Consider the following 17,758-nt stretch of genomic DNA (forward strand, 5'->3'; position numbering starts at 1 on the left):
CCGCAGTCATTTCAACTCACTCCCTCATACCAGCGCAGCTTGCGGCGCAGCGTGGCGTAATAACTCCAGCCCTTGGGGTGCAAAAAACAAACCTGGTGGGTCGAGCGGCGCACGGTGATGCGGTCGCCGTGCAGCAGGCTGGCCAGGCTTTGCATATCGAAGTTCACACTGGCGTCGCGGCCGGCCACGATTTCCATGCGCACCTCGCCGGTATCGGGCAAGACGATGGGCCGGTTCGACAAGGTGTGCGAGGCAATCGGCACCAGCAGCCAGCCCGCGATGGAGGGGTGCAGAATCGGCCCGCCGGCGGATAGCGCATAGGCGGTGCTGCCGGTGGGCGAGGCGACGATGATGCCGTCCGCCCGCATATTGGCCACGAACTCATCGCCCACATCAACGCGCAGCTCCACCATGCTGGCAGTGGCGCCGCGGCTCACCACCACATCGTTGAGCGCAAAGCCTTCAAAAATGCTGCGCTCGTCGCGCCAGACGGCGCCTTCGAGCATGGGGCGCTTCTCGGTTTCGAAGTCTCCCGCCAAGATGGGCGTTAGCGCCTCTTGGTAATGTTCGATGGAAATATCGGTGATGAAACCCAGCCGGCCCTGGTTGATGCCCACCAGCGGCACGCCGTAGCGGGCCATCTCGCGGGCAAAGCCCAGCATGGTGCCGTCGCCACCGACAACGATGGCCAGGTCGCATTGCTGACCCAACTCCTCGTTCGATTTGGCGTCGAAGTTGGTGATGCCGGTGTTCAGGGCGGTGTCGCGCTCAAGCGAAACGTCCAGGCCTTGCCGCATCACAAAGTCGGCAATTTCCTCAAGAATTGGGCGGATACCCCGGGCTTGATGCTTGCCCACAATTGCCACATGTTGGAACGGTTTGGCCATGGCGAGAATTACACCACAGGCCCTTGTTGTTTCATGGAGAGTTCCGGGCCTTGAGCCCTTGGCGTTCGCGCCTGTCCCTACAATGCGCACATGCTCGACGAGCGATCCAAATCCCTGCTGAAAACCCTGGTTGAACGTTATATCGCTGACGGTCAGCCCGTGGGCTCGCGCACGCTTTCCAAAGCCTCCGGCCTGGAGTTGAGCCCGGCCACCATCCGCAATGTGATGGCCGACCTGGAAGACTTAGGGCTGATCGCCAGCCCGCACACCAGTGCCGGGCGCATCCCCACCTCGCGCGGCTATCGCCTGTTTGTTGACACCATGTTGACCACGCAGACCGCGCTGCTCGGGGCCGATGCGCGGCCGATTGAGCCGCATTTGGCGCCCGATCAACCGCAGCGCGTCATCGCCAATGCGGCGGCCTTGCTGTCCAATTTGTCGAATTTCGTCGGCGTGGTGACGGCGCCGCGCAAGCCCAGCGTCTTCCACCACATCGAATTCCTGCGCTTGGGCGAGCGGCGGGTCTTGGTGATCATGGTCTCGCCCGACGGCGATGTGCAGAACCGTGTCATCTTCACGGCGCAAGACCTGAGCCAGTCCGAACTGGCCGAGGCCAGCAACCGCCTGAACAATGGCTATGCGGGTTTGAGCCTGGAAGGTGTGCGGGAGCGCTTGAAGTCCGAAGTCGACGCGTTGCGCGGTGAAATCGCCGCCTTGATGAGCGCGGCCGTGCAAGCCGGCACCGACGCCATGGCCGAGGAGCAAGAGCGCGTGGTCATTGCCGGCGAGCGCAATTTGCTCACCGTGCAAGACTTCGGCAACGATATGGGCAGCTTGCGGCGCTTGTTCGATATGTTTGAGCAAAAGACGCAGCTGATGCGCTTGCTGGATGTGTCCAGCCGCGCTGAGGGTGTGCGCATCTATATCGGCGGCGAGAGCCAGGTCGTGCCCTTTGAAGAGTTGTCCATCGTTTCCGCGCCGTATGAGATTGACGGCCACATCGTCGGCACCTTGGGTGTGATTGGCCCGACCCGGATGGCTTATGACCGCATGATCCAGATCGTCGACATCACCTCGCGCATGATGAGTCAGGCGCTGTCGCAGAAATAGCCCGGCGCCGGGCCTATACAATCCGCGCCTTCCGGTGCAATGCCGGAGTGCATTTCCCTCTCGGGGGCCGCTAGCTCATGATGGTTAGAGCAGCAGACTCATAATCTGTTGGTGCCGTGTTCGACTCACGGGCGGCCTACCAAATTCCTTCTCGGCATGGTCGTTGACTAGCCGGCGCATCCCACCAGGCAAAGCCGAGAAGAATGCGATTGCTAGCCTCGACGATGAATGACGTGCCCTTGTGCCAGTGGATGGAGCGAGTTCAATTGCTAAAAGGACTGTTCAGCCATGACTGCCTCTAACTTCATTCAGCTTGACGATGGCTCCCCCTGTGGCGGCTGCGGCGATGCTGACAAGCTGAGCTTTCGCTTCGACTTTGCCTATCAAGCCATTGTTGATCTGGCCTCGCAAAGCATTTGGGCGCACGAGGCCTTGGTTCGCGGCCCTGAAGGCCAAGGCGCTGGTTCGGTGCTGAGTCAGGTGAACGAAGGCAACCGTTACCGCTTTGACCAAGCCTGCCGGGTCAAATCCATCAAGACGGCGGCGACGCTGGGTTTGGAGACCCGGCTGTCCATCAACTTCTTGCCCAACGCGGTTTACAAGCCCGAGGTCTGCATCCGCACCACGCTTGAGGCGGCGCGCGTCAACGGCTTCCCCTTGGATCGCATCATTTTCGAGGTGACCGAGGGCGAGCGGGTGGAAGACGGGCCATGGCTGGCTTCCATCCTGCGCGAATACCAGCGCTGCGGCTTTTTGACCGCCATCGACGATTTCGGCGCGGGCTATGCCGGCCTGACCTTGTTGGCTGACTTTCAGCCCGAGCTGATCAAGCTCGATATGGCCCTGGTGCGCGGTGTTGACGGCAGTCGATCTCGGCAGGCGATCGCGCGCGGCATTTTGCGCATCTGCCAGGACTTGGGGATTGCCGTCATCGCCGAGGGCATCGAGACCGTGGGCGAGCGCGACTTCTTCAGCCATGAGGGTGTGACCTTGATGCAGGGCTATTTGTTTGGCCGCCCGGGCTTTCGCGCGCTGACGCTGCCGGATGCGGTGGCCTGGCCTGTGGCGCGATAGACGCAGCTGCCTTCTTGGGCGCCACTGATTCGCGGGGGTGCTTAGCAAGATAAGGCTGTCTATGGGGCAGCCTCTGCGTGGCCGAGCGCGAGTCCGTCATTTGATATGTTCAACTGGCGGCCTTGACTCAGCTGCCTGATGATGACGAACCCCACTCTGCGGAAAAATCTCAAACTTTCTACCTTGCTGGCCGGCTTGTCGGTGCTGGCCTTGACCGCAGTGCTGCCGCTCAAAGCCGCGGCGGCCACGAATGCCTTGACGCTTCAGGCGCAGCAGTTGGCCGGGCAGACGCCGGTCACTGACCCCGAATTGGCGGCCTTGTTCGCGCAGACCAATGCCACCTGGGAGGCGCTGAAAAAGGGCCAGCTGGCCGAGATGCGCAAGTTCTCGCAAGCCAAGCTGGCGGCGGAACAGACCGCCTGCAAGACCTTGTTCTACCCCTTCGGCGGGCCGGATGTGCTCAATGCCTTGACCCTGTTCCCGAGCTGCCAGCACTACATCTTGTTTGGGCTGGAGCCCGTGGGCACCTTGCCGAATTTGAGCAATAAGCCGGCGGCCGAGGTGAAGCAGTTCGTCAAGGCGATGAATCAGTCGCAGGAATACTTGCTCCGTCGCAATTTCTTTGTCACGCAGTACATGAGCAAGGATTTCCGCTCCAAGAAGCTGGACGGCGTGATTCCCTTGATCAGCGTGACGCTGGCGCGCCTGGGGTATGAGCTGAAAGGCATCGAGTACAAATCGCTCGATGGCACGCCCTTTTTCGAGTACAGAACGCGCGACGCGGCGATTGATCCCAAGGCCGACCCAAATGCCGCCCCCGCTTCAGCGGCAGAAGCCAAGCCGCGCAAACGGGTGCCGCGCGCGGTGCTGTTTAGCTTCAGCCTCCCTGGTAGCAACAAGGTGCAGACCCTGTTTTATGCCAATTTTGATGCTTCCGACGAAGGCCTCAAGCGCCGCCCCTATTTCCCGCGCTATATGGAAAAGCATGCGCCCACGGCGACCTTGCTCAAGGCGGCGTCCTATCTGATGCATGGCCCTGAGTTCTCGAACATGACGGCTCTGGTGCTGAGTAAAAGCCCGGTGATCGTGCAGGACGACACCGGCCTGCCTTACCGCACGCTGCTCGATGCCGGCTACCGGGTGGAGCTGTTCGGCAACTACAGCAAACCCATCGGCCTGTTCAACTACCGCGCCCAGCCCGAGCTGGCCAAGGCCTATGCGGCCCTGCCGGCGCGCAGCACCTTGCCTTTCATGTGGAGCTACAACGTGGCGCGCGAGGACATGGGGCTGCAGTTGGCGCGCAAGCCCGCGAAGTGAATGGGCATGGCCTGTTCATTCGGAATTTGACTGAAACGAAAAGGGATCACGGCATGAATTCAGCGGCATTGCCATTGAGCGTTCTGGGCAAGGCGAGTTCCATCAATGTGCGCAAGGTCTTGTGGCTGTGCGCGGAGTTGGACTTGCCCATCGCTCACGAAGTCTGGGGCTCGGGCGAGCGCGATACCCAGGTGCCTGAGTTCCTGGCGCTCAACCCCAATGCAATGGTGCCGGTGATTCGTGATGGCGACTTTGTGCTGTGGGAGTCCAACACCATTTGCCGCTATCTGGCGCTGCGCCAGGGCCGCTTTGACTTGCTGCCTGCCGACCCGCAAGGCCGGGCGCGGGTGGAGCAGTGGATGGACTGGCAAGCAACCGAGTTGAACAATTCCTGGCGCTATGCCTTCATGAGCTTGGTGCGGCAAAGCCCCGCGCATGCTGACCCGCAGCAACTGGCCGCGGGCATCGCCAACTGGCATCGGCATATGCAGATGCTGGACGCGCAGCTGCAGCGCAGCGGCGGGCCTTTTGTGCTGGGTGACAGCTTCAGCTTGGCCGACATCGTGCTGGGCTTGTCCACCCATCGCTGGATGATGGCGCCTCTGCCGGCCGAGCAAAGACCTGTGCTGCCTGCGGTGCAGGCCTTTTACGAAACACTGAGCCAGCGCCCCGGCTTTCTGGCCCATGGGCGCAATGGCATGCCTTAAGTCGCTCTAAAGCAGCAAGCCCTGCTGCGGCTCCGCCGGCCCTTGGGGCCCGGCGCGCAAGCGTGCCAGCAAGGCATCGGTTTCCTGTGTGACCGAGGGCTCGAAAAGCTCGGCCGCTGGCAGCTTCAAAACCTCACGGCAGGCTTCTTCTTGCGGGCCGTGCAGCCACAAGTCCCACAACTCAGGTTGGATGGGAATGGCGCTGCGCTTGTCTTGCGCATCGTCCGGCAGCTTGGGGTCGGGCTTGTGCAGGCGAGCCAGCAGCGGGTGGCCGTCGCAATTCATCGTTAGCACGCTGAAGTTGGGCACCAGTTCGCCCGACTCCGGGTTGACCCATTCGCTCCAAATGCCGGCCAACGCCCAGGGCGCGCCATCGGCGCGGCGCAGCGTCCACCAGATATTGCGGCCGGTTTCCCAATTGGGCTCCTGGTAGCTGGCGGCTGCGATCAGGCAGCGCCGGCCCTTGGCCCAGGCGTCTCGGTAGGTGGGGCGCTGGTCCACCGATTCGATGCGTGCGTTATTGGTCAGGATGGCGCGCGAAGCCGGCCTGGCGCTGGCCGCGCGCGGCGCGATCATGCCCCACTGGCCCTTCATCGCCAGGCGTGTGCTGCCTCCGCTCGAATTGGGCAGACCTGCGCGTATGAAAACACCGCTGCCAAACGGGCCTACGGCCACGCCGGGGTAGGCGTCGCCCTGCAAGCTGCTGTGCAGGCTGGCGCGGAAGTAGCGCTCGATTTCTTCCTTGGGCGAAACATGGTGGAGGTTGCACATGATGGCTGGAGAATGTAGCGCTAAGCTGGGCCTAAGCGCTCAGCCCATGCCTGCCAAGTAGAAAGGTCTTCGATGTCTGAGTTGGTTTACCTGGCCGCGCCTAGCTTGGCCGATGTGGACGAAATGCTGGCCTTTGAGCAGGCGAACCGGGCCTTTTTCGAGTCGCGCATCAATGCCAGGCCGGCCAGCTACTACAGCCGCGAGGGCGTGGTGGCGGCCGTGATGACGGCGCAGTGTGAGGCGCTGGAGGATCAGGCCTATCAGTTCCTCTTGCGCGAGCAGGGCAGCGGCGCCCTGGTCGGGCGGGTCAATCTGAGCCAGATTCGGCGTGCCCACTTCCACGCCGCCAGCCTGGGCTACCGGGTGGGTGAGGGCCACCAGGGCCGCGGTTTCGCCAAGGCGGCCGTGCGCCTGGTCTTGGCCGAGGCCTTCGGCAAATTGGGCCTGGCCCGGGTGGAGGCCAGCGCCAGGCCTGACAACACCGGCTCATTGCGGGTGCTGCTGGGCCACGGCTTTGTGCAGTACGGCCACTCGCGCCGCAGTTTTGAGCTGGGCGGCGTCTGGCATGACTTGCTGCATTTCGAGCGGCATGCGGCGCTTGCAGACGATCTGCCTGACGGGCCTTAGAGCCGCAAGAAGTCGCTGAGCTCGGGCAACAGGCCTTCGAAGTCAGCCGTCAGGCCGTGGTCCGAGCCGGGCAATAAGTGGATGCGGCAGTTGGCGTAGCGGGCCTGCATTTCGCGCCAGTCCAGCACCTCGTCGCCCTTGGCGATGACGGCCAGAAAGCGTGCCGGCGCACGCAGCTCACCCCCGTCCAAGGCCTGCAACTCGCCCATGAATTCGGGGCGCACGAAAAAGCGCTGCTGCGGGTCTTGCCAGCAAGTTTGTTCGCCGATGTAGCCGGCCAAATCGCGGGCCGGGTCCACCGCAGGGTTGAGCAGCACGGTGGGCACTGCCTCCCAGCCCGGCTGCTGGGCCATCGCTGTGGCGTAGAAACCGCCCAGCGAGCTGCCCATCAGCGCGCTGCTGTGCAGCGGCCAGCCCTGCGTCAATTCCTGCATCAAGGCCATGGACTCGGCGGGAGAGGGCGGCAGCTGCGGGCAGGCGAAGTGCAAATCAGGGCGGTGCTGCGCCACCCATTGCGCCATGCGCATGGCCTTGGCCGAGCGGGGTGAGGAGCGGAAGCCGTGCAGGTAAAGCAGATGCGTGCAGCGGGGGGCTGGCACTTGCTGCGAATCTGCCGAAGCGGCCAGGTATTGGGGTGTTCCCGGATAAACATCGTTCATGCCCCGCAGTGTAGGCAGGGCGCGCGGCGCGCTTGCGACAAAGCGTGGAATGGCCTGTGCGAACGGCGGTATTCGCAATTGACGCCGGGCGGGTGAGCGGGGACAGTTGCGGGCTTCACGCGCATGCACATGCCCCAGCCCATGCCCCAGCTTGGCCTTGTGAGGTTTTGGCCGATGGGCGTGCATGCGATGATTGATTTGTCGGCCTGCGCAGCGTTTTGCTGGCGCGGGCCTTGTTTCAAAAAACGGTCCAAGGATGGTCTGAATGAGTTCTTTTGTTGATGCCAAAGACGTGCTGTTGCAGGCACCGGCCCCGGCTACGGCTCCGGTTCTCCGCCGCGCTGTGGGTTTGAGCGCTGTCGCCGCTGCCGTGGCTTTGCTGAGCGCTTGCGCAGGCACGCCTTCGGCGACCGCACCGGCCGCTGCCGCTGCTAACGCCGCACCCGCTGCGCCTGCAGCACCTGCCGCTGCCAATGGCACGCCAGCCGCCAAGGCCGCTGCCGCTCCTGCCGCACCCGGTGCAGCTGCATCAGCCGCCGGCCAGCCGCCGCGCCCGCCCGCTGACCCCACCGCGCCCAAGCCTTTCGCCGATGTGATCAAGGAAGCTAAGTCGCAAGACGGCCTGTTCCCGATCTGGCGCAAGGATGAAAAGGTCTGGCTGGAAATCCCCAAGGACAAGATCGGCAAGCCCTTCATGTTCACCGCCAACGTGGCTAACGCCGTCGGTGAGCGTGGTCTCTACGCCAGCCAGATGGGCATGGACCAACTGGTGGAATGGCGCCGCATTGGCAACCAGATCCAACTGGTGGCCTTGAACACCGCCTTCCGCGCCGAAGGCGGCGGCAAGCTGGCCGTGCAACAAGCTTTCTCGCCCAGCTTGCTGGCCGCAGGCACGGTGGCCAGCGCCGAGCACCCCGAGCGTAAGTCGGTGCTGATCGACGCCGGCATGTTCCTGAACGATATTCCTGGCCTGTCGACCCGCCTGGAAATGGCCTACCGCCTGCCTTACGCGGCTGACCGCAGCAATTCTTACTTCGAAGCCACCCGCGCCGACGCCAAGCTCAGCACCCTGACGGCTCGCATGCACTTCTTCACCCCGCGCATCCCTGCGCCGCCGCTGGTGGCCCCGCCGGTGCCGGTGCCGACACCGCCGCAGGCAACACCTGACCCCCGCAGCATGTTCGTCAGCTTCGTCTACAGCTTCACGGCCCTGCCGGAAACTGCCATGGCGCCGCGCCTAACCGACCCGCGCCTGGGCCACTTCATGGAAAGCTTCACCGACCTGGGCAAGGACAGCAAGCCCAACCCGCGCGTGCACTACGTCAAGCGCTGGCGCCTGGAGAAAGCCGACCCGGCAGCTGCGCTGTCTGAGCCGGTCAAGCCCATCACCTACTGGATGGACAAGAACATTCCGCCCAAGTACCGCCCCGCCGTCGAGGCTGGCATCGTGGAGTGGAACAAGGCCTTCGAGAAGATCGGCTTCAAAAACGCCGTGGTGGCCAAGCAGCAGCCCGACGATGCCAATTGGGACAATATGGACGCCGACCACGCCTCGGTGCGCTGGTTTGTTGGCGCCGATGTGGGCTTCGCCATTGGCCCCAGCCATGCGGACCCACGCAGCGGCGAAATCATCGATGCCGACATCGGCATGAGCGATATCTTTGTGCGCGGCGGCCGTGCCTTCATCAGCGAAGACCTGGGCCCCGGCATGTCGGCCGGTTTGAGCCAGGCCCCGCTGAGCCTGGCCGCCAAGGCCGGCGGCGCGGACCATGCTTATTGCAATTACGCCCACGAAGCCGCTGTTGAGCTGGACTTCGCCCTGGATGTGCTGGAAGCGCGTGGCGAGATCGCGCCCGACAGCCCCGAGGCCGATGCCTTCATCTTCGCCCGCATCAAGGATGTGATCATGCACGAGGTGGGCCACACCCTGGGCCTGAAGCACAACTTCAAAGCCTCCACCACCATCACGCAGGCGCAGCTCAAGGACAAGGCCTTCACCGAAGCCAACGGTATTTCCGGCTCGGTGATGGACTACAACGCCTACAACATCCCGCTGCAAGGCGAGGCGCCCACCACGATCAACAACACCCAGCTGGGTGCGTATGACTACTGGGCCATCGAGTACGCCTACAAGCCCATCGCGGTGGAGAACGAGGCGGCCGAGCTGGCCAAGATCGCGGCCCGCAGCATCGAGCCGGCGCTGGCCTATGCCGATGATGGCGATGCCGGCGGCTTCGGCCCCTATGACGGCATGGACCCGACGGCCAACCGCTTCGACCTCGGCGATGACCCGCTGGCTTATTACAAGAAGCGCCTGAAGCTGTCCAAGGAATTGTGGGCCCGCGTGCAGGACCGCAAGCCCGAGGCTGGTGATGACCCACTGCGCCAGCGCCGTGCCCTGGTCAGCGGCTTCAATCAGCTGTTCCGCTCCTCCGAGTTGGTGGGCAAGTATGTGGGCGGCATGTATGCCACCCGCGATCTGCCTGGCAGCACTGGCCGCGCCAGCTTCAAGCCGGTGGAGCCCGCCAAGCAGCGCGAGGCCTTGCAGTTCCTGGCCTCGGGTCTGTTCAGTGTGGACAGCTTCAAGTTCCGCCCTGAGTTCCTCAGCACCCTGACCATCGACTACAACGAGTGGGATCGTGGCGGCCCGCTGAATGTGCCGGCGGCTGTGGCCCGCGTGCAGCTGGTGGCGCTGGACCGCTTGCTCAGCGGCAACACCGCGATGCGCTTGCTGGATCTGCCGTCCTATGTGCCTGAGAACCAGCGCAAGGGTTTGATCTCGCTCAGCGAGGTCTATGCCACGCTCAACAGCACGATCTGGAGCGAGCTCAAGAGCGGCACCGAGATCGACCGCCTGCGTCGCAATTTGCAGCGCGAGCATCTGAAGCGCTTGCAGGCCGTGCTGACCAAGGGCGGCGGCCCTGGCGTGTTGGCTGATGCCTACTCGCTGGCGCGTCTGCATGCGGTGCAACTGCAAGCTGACCTGAAGAACGCGCTGGCCAAGGGCGGCCATTCGGTTGAAACCCGCGCCCATCTGGCCGAAAGCCTGGACACCCTGTCCACCGTGCTGCGCGCCAATATGCAGCGGGTCTAAGACGCCTGGCTCGCGGCTGACGAGAGTCAGCTGCGAGGAAAAAATGGCAAAGGCCGGTGCGCAAGCGCCGGCCTTTTTTATTGCCCGCAAGGCAGTCTTGTGACAAGGCAGCGGGCCTTTGACTTAATTCGCTGGAACAATCCAGGCGCGGAAGTGATTTGAGTGAGGTTTGATGACGATGGCGTACACCTTTGCGGTCGAAGACCGGGCACTGATTTGCGGGTTCTTGTTCACGCACCAGGGTCAGGGTCGGGCCATCGAACTGGGCGAGGCCATGCAATGGCTGGCCAAGAGTCCTTCCGAGACCCCGGGCGAGTTCATCTGGCTGCATTTCAACCTGACCGATACCGCCTCCGAGAAATGGATGCAGTCCCATTTGGACCTGCCGCCGGAGTTCTTCGACGCGCTGCGCGAAGGCTCGCGCTCCACCCGCATCGAAGACGCGGCCGACAACCTGATCGCCGTTGTCAACGATGTGGCCTTCGAGTTTTCCTTTGACCCCTCCGAGATCGCCAGCCTGTGGGTCAACGTCAACCCCCGCGTGGCCGTCAGCGCCCGTGTGCATCCGCTGCGCTCTATCGACCGGCTGCGCCAGGCGGTGCGCGATGGTGCGCTCTTCGGCTCTTCGGTCGCGCTGTTGAACCATCTGATGCAGGACCAGGGCGATGTGCTGGTGCGCATCGTGCGCGATGCTACTTTGCAGGTTGACCGGGTGGAAGACGCGCTGCTGCAAGGCCATTTGCAACAAAAACGCGCCGATATGGGCAAGCTGCGCCGGGTGCTGGTGCGCTTGCAAAGGCTGTTGGCGCCCGAGCCCGGCGCTTTGTTCCGCCTGCTGCGCCAGCCGCCGCCCTGGGTCACGCCGCATGATCTGGACGAACTTCGCCAAAGCACCGAGGAATTCAGCATCGTCATCCGCGACTTGGCCGCGCTGCAAGAGCGCATCAAGCTCTTGCAAGAAGAAATGTCCGCTCAAGTGGGCGAGCAAACCAACCGCAGCGTCTTCACCCTGACCGTGGTGACCGTGTTGGCTTTGCCTATCAACATCATCGCCGGCATGCTGGGCATGAATGTGGGCGGCATCCCGCTCGCTGATCATCCCCACGGCTTCGCCATCATCGCCCTCATCATCCTGACCTTCACGGTGGTGGCGGGGTGGTTGGCGTTCAGGAATCGGGAGTAGGGAGATGGGCTTGAATGCCTGCGTGCAATACTTGGGATGCGATCCCTTGCGATTCAAACAAAGGAATTTGAGACATGCACAACAGCAGCCTGCTCCCTCACGCACTCAGCATCGAGTTTCCTGAATTGGCCGAGCGCATCAAGTTGCTCAAACAGGAAAATGCGCATTTCGCCAAGCTGCTTGAATCGCACGACGCGCTGGACAAGCAAATCAGCCAAGACGAACTTGGCGTCAAGGCGATTGAAGACAACGCCTTGCATGCGATGAAGCAGCAGCGGGCTCGGCTGAAGGATGAGCTGTATCAGTTGGCGAAGGGTTAAGTCCGAGCCCGACTCAAGTTCTCTGACGGGCTGCTAAGTCCGAGGCGCTAGTTGCTCCAGCGTCTTTCGCTATTCCTCGGCTTCGAATGATCTACGGCCCAGCCGGGATTTCGCCCCGGCGGGCGACCTACTTTCTTGGGCGCCCAAGAAAGTAGGCAAAGAAACCGCCCCGAATGCCTGGCCCCTTGCGGGGTCCGCTGCGGTGCTCGGCTTCGCCGGGCCGCGCCCAACTCACTGCGCTACGCTCCGTTCAAACAGGGGGCGCGAAGTCAGCCCTTGAAGGCGCTGCGCGCCGCCCGTCGAATCCTGCGCTCCTCGCCCAGGCAACACGGGGAGCCCCAAACGGCTCGCTGCGCGTCGCCTCCGTCAAAGCCAAAACCACCAGCGCGCCGCGCCTCAAGCCGACGCGCAGCGAGGCTTGACTGTATTCAAATCCCGTCGAGACTGGGTGAGGAGCGGAAACTTGCTGGCGTTTAGGAATCGGGAGTGGGGGCACTACAGCTTGGGCTGCGCAATGCGCAGTGGTATCAATTGGTGAATGGACGGTAATGCAGTTGATGCCGTTGAAGTACAAGGGCCGCCTGCGGCTTTCTTAGTTTCCAGTCTTGAGGAGAGCCAACAATTTTGCGCAAGACCGAGAGAAGGTCATATTGCCGGTGCCGCCCCAGCCCGTTTCGCTAGGGACGAGTAGTCCGAGTGACATAAGTCCTGAAACGAGTAAGGCACTTGGGCTATTGATGGGGATGCGAAGCGTACTCGGCCCATCGATTGTGGCTTCAGTCGCTTCAACTAGTCGAATTCCACCCTCGTATTGAAATGTATCAACCAGAAACGCAATTTCTGCCGCGGACAAGTCGCGCAGAACCCGCCCGAGAATGATCGCTTCACTAGCCTCAAGTTCGGTTTGCGTTAGGCAGTTCTGAACTGCGAGCTTCAACTGTTGAATCTTTTGCTCATCAGTCGTGTGGAGTACCGCCAAGACGCATTCATTTATCAGCTTGAACTGCGCATCAGACAAGTCACGGATCGATTGCTCGTTCCTCGCGACTATTTCTTGCAATTCCTGCATGGCTGCAGAAATTCGCGCTTCCTGTCTTTTGGCTGCAATCGAATTAGCCAGACCAGGCAATAGCGGAGCCAATACTCCTCCGGCTGCGGCTCCAAACGTGGTCAATGCGACCTCAAGTGGAAGAGATCCGGCTGCTCGTTCGAGGGGCGTTGGTTTAGGGAGCATCTTGCGGGATTGAACTGAAATTGTTCGCGGCGGCTAGACATATGCCTGGGAAAAAGAGGAAGCTCTTACTGCTGGAATCCTCTCCGGCGCGTATTGAATACTCACATTGCTTTCCTGGCCTAAGGTGAAACGAGAGGCAATAAACCTTCAGCCGCCAAACTTCGCCTTCAAGCCCGCCAGCAACTTTTCATGAATGCCGCCAAAGCCGCCATTGCTCATGCACAGCAAATGGTCACCGGGTTTGACCGCCTGCAAAACGGCGCTGAGCAGGGCGTCGACATCGGCGCCGACCTGGGCTTGGGTGCCCATGGGAGCGAGCGCTTCTTTGGCGTCCCAGGCCAGGCCTTGCTGGTTGCAAAAGCTCAGGTCGGCTTCTTCCAGCGCCCAGGGCAGTTGGGCCTTCATGGTGCCCAGCTTCATGGTGTTGGAGCGGGGCTCAAAAATGGCCAGGATGCGCTCGTCCGGCTTGATGCGGCGGCGCAGGCCGCCCACGGTGGTGCGCATGGCGGTCGGGTGGTGGGCAAAGTCGTCGTAGACCTTGACGCCGCCCACTTCGCCGCGCAGCTCCATGCGGCGGCGCACATTCTGGAATTCGGCCAGGGCGGCGGCGGATTGCTCAGGCGCCACGCCCACATGCTCGGCGGCGGCGATGGCCGCCAGGGCGTTGAGTTGGTTGTGCTCGCCGAACAGCGCCCACTCCACCCGCGCCACCTTGAGGCTGCCGCGCAGCACATCAAAGCTCTGCGGCTCACCGCGCGCGCGCAGCACGCCGGTCTCTTCTTTGCGGCCGCCGAAGCGCACCACCTCGCTCCAGCAACCGCGCCCGAGCACTCGCTGCAGTGCTTCCTCGCGGGCATTGACCACCAAGCGGCCATTGGCCGGCACGGTGCGCACCAGATGATGGAACTGGGTTTCGATGGCGCCGAGGTCGGCAAAGATGTCGGCGTGGTCGAACTCGAGGTTGTTCAAGACGGCCGTGCGCGGGCGGTAGTGCACAAACTTGCTGCGCTTGTCGAAGAAGGCGGTGTCGTATTCATCGGCTTCAATCACAAAGGCCTTGCCACTGCCCAGCTTGGCGCTGACGCCGAAGTTCTGCGGCACGCCGCCCACCAGAAAGCCGGGTTGCTGCCCGGCATGTTCAAGAATCCAGGCCAGCATGGAGGTGGTGGTGGTCTTGCCATGTGTGCCGGCCACGGCCAGCACGTGGCGGCCTTGCAGCACATGCTGGGCCAGCCACTGCGGGCCGCTGGTGTAGGGCAGACCGGCGTCCAGAATCGCTTCCATCAGCGGGAATTTCTCGCCGCGTGTGACCACATTGCCGATCACGAACATATCGGGCGCCAGGGCCAGTTGTTCGGCGCCGAAGCCGCTGGTCAGCTCAATGCCCAGGGCTTGCAGCTGGTCGCTCATGGGTGGGTAGACATTGGCGTCGCAGCCGGTGACGCGGTGGCCCGCCTCGCGTGCCAGGGCGGCCAGGCCACCCATGAAAGTGCCGCAAATGCCGAGGATGTGGATATGCATGGTCGTCGTCAATCTTCAGAAACGGGAGCGAAACTTAGCGGAGAGGGCAGGCTCAGGCAGCGAACCACAGTCCGGCCAGGGGCAGGGCGGCTTCGAGCGAGTTCAGCACCAGACAGCGCGGCGCGGTCGCCGGGTCGGGGGATTTGAGGTCGGGCACCAGCACCACGCCGGCCCCGGCTGCCAGCGCGCCCTGGGCGCCGTAGCTGGAATCTTCAAAGACCAGGGTCTGTTCGGGCGCGTGGCCAAGGCTGCCGGCGGCCAGTTGGAAGAGATCGGGGTGGGGTTTGCCGCGTGCGACTTGATCGCCACCGTGGATAGGGCCGAAAAAGCCCAGCAAGCCAGCCAGCCCAAGCCGGCGCAGCACTTCGGCGTGGCGAGTCGAGGAGGCCACCGCGCAGGGCACGCCATTTGAATGCAGGGTTTGCAGCAAGGCCAGGGCGCCGGGGCGCAAGGCAAAGCCCTGGCCTTGGAATTGCGCCTCGACCTCGCGGTCCACGGCCTCGTACATGGCCTCGGCATGCGCATGCGAGCCCAGCTTGTCGGCCAGCACGGCCAAGCAGTCGCGGCGATTGATGCCCACCGTCAGCAGATAGTCGGCCTCGCTGAGCGGTGTGCCCGCCGCCGCACTCTGGCGCAACCAGGCATCACGGATGGGCCGCTCGGAGTCAAGCAGCAGGCCATCCATATCGAAGATGGCCGCGGTGAAGCGGCGGCCGGTGTGCGGCATGGCGGGTGGTGGCGCGAGTTTTAGCGCAGGGCGTGGCGGGCGGCGTCCAGCGTGGCCTGGATGTCGGCCTCGCTGTGGGCGGCCGAGACGAATCCGGCCTCGTACAGCGCCGGGGCCAGGTAGACGCCGGCGTCCAGCATGGCGTGGAAGAAGCGGTTGAAGCGCTCCTTGTCGGTCGTCATCACGGTCTGGTATTCCTGCGGCAGCTGGTCCATCAGGAAGAAGCCGAACATGCCGCCTTGGCAATCCACGCTGAAGGGCACACCGTTCTCTTTGGCGACCACCGCCAGGCCATCGACCAGGCGGCGCGTCTTGGCCGACAGCTCTTCAAAGAAACCCGGCTTTTGGATTTCGCGCAGCGTGGCCAGGCCGCAGGCGGTGGCGACCGGGTTGCCGCTCAGGGTGCCAGCTTGGTAGACGCCGCCCAGCGGGGCCAGGTGCTTCATGATCTCGCGGCTGGCGCCGAAGGCGGCCAGCGGCATGCCGCCGCCGATCACCTTGCCGAAGACGCTGATATCGGGCTTGAAGCCGGGGATCAACTCGGCATACATGCCTTGTGCGCTGTGCAGTCCGACGCGGAAGCCGGTCATCACCTCGTCCAGCACCAGCAGGGCGCCGTACTCGGTGCACAGCTCACGCAGGCGCTTCATATAAGCGGTCTGAGTGCGCACGAAATTCATATTGCCGGCGATGGGCTCGATGATGACGCAGGCCAGCTCCTTGCCGTGCAGGGCAAAAGCTTCTTCCAACTGGGCCAGGTGGTTGAATTCCAGCACCAGGGTGTGCTGCGCCACTTCAGCCGGCACGCCGGCGCTGGTGGGGTGGCCAAAGGTGGCAAGACCTGACCCTGCCTTGACCAGCAGTGCGTCGGTATGGCCGTGGTAGCAGCCTTCAAACTTGATGAATTTGCTGCGGCCGGTGGCGCCGCGCGCCAGGCGAATGGCGCTCATGGTGGCTTCCGTGCCGGATGACACCAGTCGCACTTGCTCCATGCTGGGCACCAGCTTCAGGATCTCTTCGGCCAGTTCGATCTCACGCTCGGTCGGCGCGCCGAAGGAGAAGCCTTCTTGCGCTGCCTTGGTCACGGCTTCCAGCACGGCCGGGTGGCCGTGGCCCAGAATCATCGGACCCCAGGAGCCGATGTAGTCGATATAACGTTTGCCATCGGCGTCAATGATGTAGGCGCCTTCACCACGGGTGATGAAGCGCGGTGTGCCGCCGACGGCGCGGAAGGCGCGCACGGGCGAGTTGACGCCGCCAGGGATGACACGCTGAGCGCGTTCGAACAGGACTTGGTTTTTCGACATGGCTAGAAGAATCGCAAATGGGGAAGGGTGCCTGCCCTGGTTCAAGACTTGAGGGCAAGCGGTCAAACAGTTGGTGCGTTAATCAGTCAAACAATCAATCAATCAGTGCATGCGCTTGGGCGGACGGCTGCTGGGCAGGGCATCGTCCAGGCTGAGGCTGCCGGGCTCGTCCAGCGCGGCGGCTGCAGCAGCTTCGGCGGCGGCCGCGGCTTCCTCTTCTTCATTAGGCGGCAGGGCCCAGAAGAAGCGGTCGGGGATCGCATTGCCCATGCCGGGGCGGAAACCACCGTCCAGCGCCTGGTCAAGAAAGGACAGCGCCTCGCCCACTGCGGCGTGAATATCCGCGCCCACTGCCAACAAGGCGGCCAGTGCGGCCGAGAGGGTGTCGCCGGCGCCGACGAAATTGATGTCGAAGCGCTCGAACTTCTCGCCGGTGATTGGGCCTTGCGAGGTGGCCAGCACGTTGTCGACGAATTGATTGGGCAGATTGATGCCACTGACCAGCACATGGGCGGCGCCATGCTGGGCGGCGGCCACGGCCAACTCGCGCGGTGAGGCGGGGCGGTCGTTGTCCCAGTCGGGCAGCAGGAAGTCGGTGAGGGTCTTGTGATTGCCCACCAGCACATGGGTCTGCGGCAGGATCAGCTCGCGGAAGGAGTCCAGATAGCTTTGCTGCTGTTCTTCATCCAGCCAGGCCACATTTGGCAGATAGGCCACCAGGGGCACGTCCGGGTAGTCGGACAGCACTTCGGCCACCGCACTGACGCCCTCGGCGCTGCCCAGGAAGCCCACCTTCCAGGCGGTGATGGGGATGTCTTCCAGAATCAGGCGGGCCTGCTCGGAGATGGTGTCGGTGTCCAGGGTCTGGTGCTCGAACACCTCGGCGGTGTCGCGCAAGATGATGGCGGTGACGATGGGTAGGCAGTGCGCGCCCATGGCGGCGATGGTGGCGATGTCGCCGCCCAGGCCGCTGGCACCGCTGGCTTCGCTGGCGTTGAAGCTCATCACACAGGCGGGGGCTTGGGCAGCTTGCTCGTCTTCGCTGAGTACCCCATCAACGGCACCCGCCGGTGGGACTTTGGAATCGATTTTGCTCATAGTTTGCGGCGCAAGGTCAGGGTCGGGCAAAGCGGCTGGCCGCAGGCGATTTAGAACACGCGGGTTCAGCGAACGTGGGCGTTATTACAAGCAGTTGCAATTCGGGCTTGCTTTGGGGCAAA

At 63.1% G+C, this 17,758-nt stretch carries 16 protein-coding genes and 1 tRNA gene; 9 read left to right on the forward strand and 8 right to left on the reverse strand.

Features of this window, described 5'->3' with window-relative positions; translation table 11 throughout:
• Nucleotides 1-11: 11 nt before the first annotated feature.
• Nucleotides 12-887 (reverse strand): NAD kinase, encoded by an 876-nt coding sequence (locus AABB87_RS12980; protein WP_058718629.1) that lies wholly within the window; start codon nucleotides 885-887, stop codon nucleotides 12-14.
• A 90-nt stretch (nucleotides 888-977) separates the two neighbouring features.
• Between AABB87_RS12980 and hrcA the strand changes: the two genes are divergently transcribed.
• From hrcA to AABB87_RS13005, 5 genes are all read left to right on the forward strand, one after another.
• Nucleotides 978-1,997, forward strand: coding sequence for a heat-inducible transcriptional repressor HrcA (hrcA, locus tag AABB87_RS12985; protein ID WP_058718630.1), 1,020 nt, complete (start codon nucleotides 978-980; stop codon nucleotides 1,995-1,997).
• A 64-nt stretch (nucleotides 1,998-2,061) separates the two neighbouring features.
• Nucleotides 2,062-2,139: transfer RNA gene (locus tag AABB87_RS12990), tRNA-Ile, on the forward strand.
• Between the two features lie 146 nt (nucleotides 2,140-2,285).
• On the forward strand, nucleotides 2,286-3,071 hold the full coding sequence (locus tag AABB87_RS12995; RefSeq protein ID WP_341971626.1) for an EAL domain-containing protein: 786 nt from the start codon (nucleotides 2,286-2,288) through the stop codon (nucleotides 3,069-3,071).
• 138 nt (nucleotides 3,072-3,209) lie between these two features.
• Nucleotides 3,210-4,388, forward strand: coding sequence for a hypothetical protein (locus tag AABB87_RS13000; protein ID WP_341971627.1), 1,179 nt, complete (start codon nucleotides 3,210-3,212; stop codon nucleotides 4,386-4,388).
• A 53-nt stretch (nucleotides 4,389-4,441) separates the two neighbouring features.
• Nucleotides 4,442-5,095, forward strand: a complete 654-nt coding sequence (locus AABB87_RS13005) for a glutathione S-transferase family protein (RefSeq protein ID WP_341971628.1) — start codon at nucleotides 4,442-4,444, stop codon at nucleotides 5,093-5,095.
• Nucleotides 5,096-5,101: 6 nt separating this feature from the next.
• Here the strand turns inward: AABB87_RS13005 and AABB87_RS13010 are convergent, their stop codons facing one another.
• The gene (locus tag AABB87_RS13010) at nucleotides 5,102-5,866 is read right to left on the reverse strand and encodes an SOS response-associated peptidase family protein (protein WP_341971629.1); all 765 of its coding nucleotides are present in this window, start codon (nucleotides 5,864-5,866) and stop codon (nucleotides 5,102-5,104) included.
• Nucleotides 5,867-5,938: 72 nt separating this feature from the next.
• Between AABB87_RS13010 and AABB87_RS13015 the strand changes: the two genes are divergently transcribed.
• On the forward strand, nucleotides 5,939-6,493 hold the full coding sequence (locus AABB87_RS13015) for a GNAT family N-acetyltransferase (protein ID WP_341971630.1): 555 nt from the start codon (nucleotides 5,939-5,941) through the stop codon (nucleotides 6,491-6,493).
• Here AABB87_RS13015 and AABB87_RS13020 read toward each other — a convergent pair.
• Nucleotides 6,490-7,152: a YqiA/YcfP family alpha/beta fold hydrolase gene (locus AABB87_RS13020; RefSeq protein WP_341971631.1), complete on the reverse strand. Its 663-nt coding sequence runs from the start codon at nucleotides 7,150-7,152 to the stop codon at nucleotides 6,490-6,492. The genes AABB87_RS13015 and AABB87_RS13020 overlap by 4 nt on opposite strands.
• A 265-nt stretch (nucleotides 7,153-7,417) precedes the next feature.
• Here AABB87_RS13020 and AABB87_RS13025 point away from each other — a divergent pair, with 265 nt between their 5' ends.
• The 3 genes from AABB87_RS13025 to AABB87_RS13035 all read left to right on the forward strand — a co-directional run bounded on the left by AABB87_RS13025 (nucleotide 7,418) and on the right by AABB87_RS13035 (nucleotide 11,749).
• Complete coding sequence (locus AABB87_RS13025) at nucleotides 7,418-10,246, forward strand: zinc-dependent metalloprotease (RefSeq protein ID WP_341971632.1); 2,829 nt, start codon at nucleotides 7,418-7,420, stop codon at nucleotides 10,244-10,246.
• A gap of 172 nt (nucleotides 10,247-10,418) precedes the next feature.
• The gene (locus AABB87_RS13030) at nucleotides 10,419-11,429 is read left to right on the forward strand and encodes a transporter (protein WP_341971633.1); all 1,011 of its coding nucleotides are present in this window, start codon (nucleotides 10,419-10,421) and stop codon (nucleotides 11,427-11,429) included.
• 74 nt (nucleotides 11,430-11,503) lie between these two features.
• Nucleotides 11,504-11,749: a YdcH family protein gene (locus AABB87_RS13035; protein WP_058718637.1), complete on the forward strand. Its 246-nt coding sequence runs from the start codon at nucleotides 11,504-11,506 to the stop codon at nucleotides 11,747-11,749.
• A gap of 592 nt (nucleotides 11,750-12,341) precedes the next feature.
• Here AABB87_RS13035 and AABB87_RS13040 read toward each other — a convergent pair.
• From AABB87_RS13040 to thiD, 5 genes are all read right to left on the reverse strand, one after another.
• Nucleotides 12,342-12,983, reverse strand: a complete 642-nt coding sequence (locus tag AABB87_RS13040) for a hypothetical protein (protein ID WP_341971634.1) — start codon at nucleotides 12,981-12,983, stop codon at nucleotides 12,342-12,344.
• Nucleotides 12,984-13,130: 147 nt separating this feature from the next.
• Nucleotides 13,131-14,504, reverse strand: coding sequence for a UDP-N-acetylmuramate:L-alanyl-gamma-D-glutamyl-meso-diaminopimelate ligase (gene mpl, locus AABB87_RS13045; RefSeq protein WP_341971635.1), 1,374 nt, complete (start codon nucleotides 14,502-14,504; stop codon nucleotides 13,131-13,133).
• A 52-nt stretch (nucleotides 14,505-14,556) separates the two neighbouring features.
• Entirely contained in the window at nucleotides 14,557-15,231 is a 675-nt protein-coding gene (locus AABB87_RS13050; protein ID WP_341971637.1) for an HAD family hydrolase, read from the reverse strand.
• A 20-nt stretch (nucleotides 15,232-15,251) separates the two neighbouring features.
• Complete coding sequence (gene hemL / locus AABB87_RS13055; protein ID WP_341971638.1) at nucleotides 15,252-16,538, reverse strand: glutamate-1-semialdehyde 2,1-aminomutase; 1,287 nt, start codon at nucleotides 16,536-16,538, stop codon at nucleotides 15,252-15,254.
• A gap of 102 nt (nucleotides 16,539-16,640) precedes the next feature.
• On the reverse strand, nucleotides 16,641-17,636 hold the full coding sequence (gene thiD, locus AABB87_RS13060; RefSeq protein WP_341971639.1) for a bifunctional hydroxymethylpyrimidine kinase/phosphomethylpyrimidine kinase: 996 nt from the start codon (nucleotides 17,634-17,636) through the stop codon (nucleotides 16,641-16,643).
• Nucleotides 17,637-17,758: the final 122 nt, after the last annotated feature.

This window comes from Roseateles sp. PN1 (assembly GCF_038419725.1).
GTDB lineage: Bacteria > Pseudomonadota > Gammaproteobacteria > Burkholderiales > Burkholderiaceae_C > Paucibacter_A.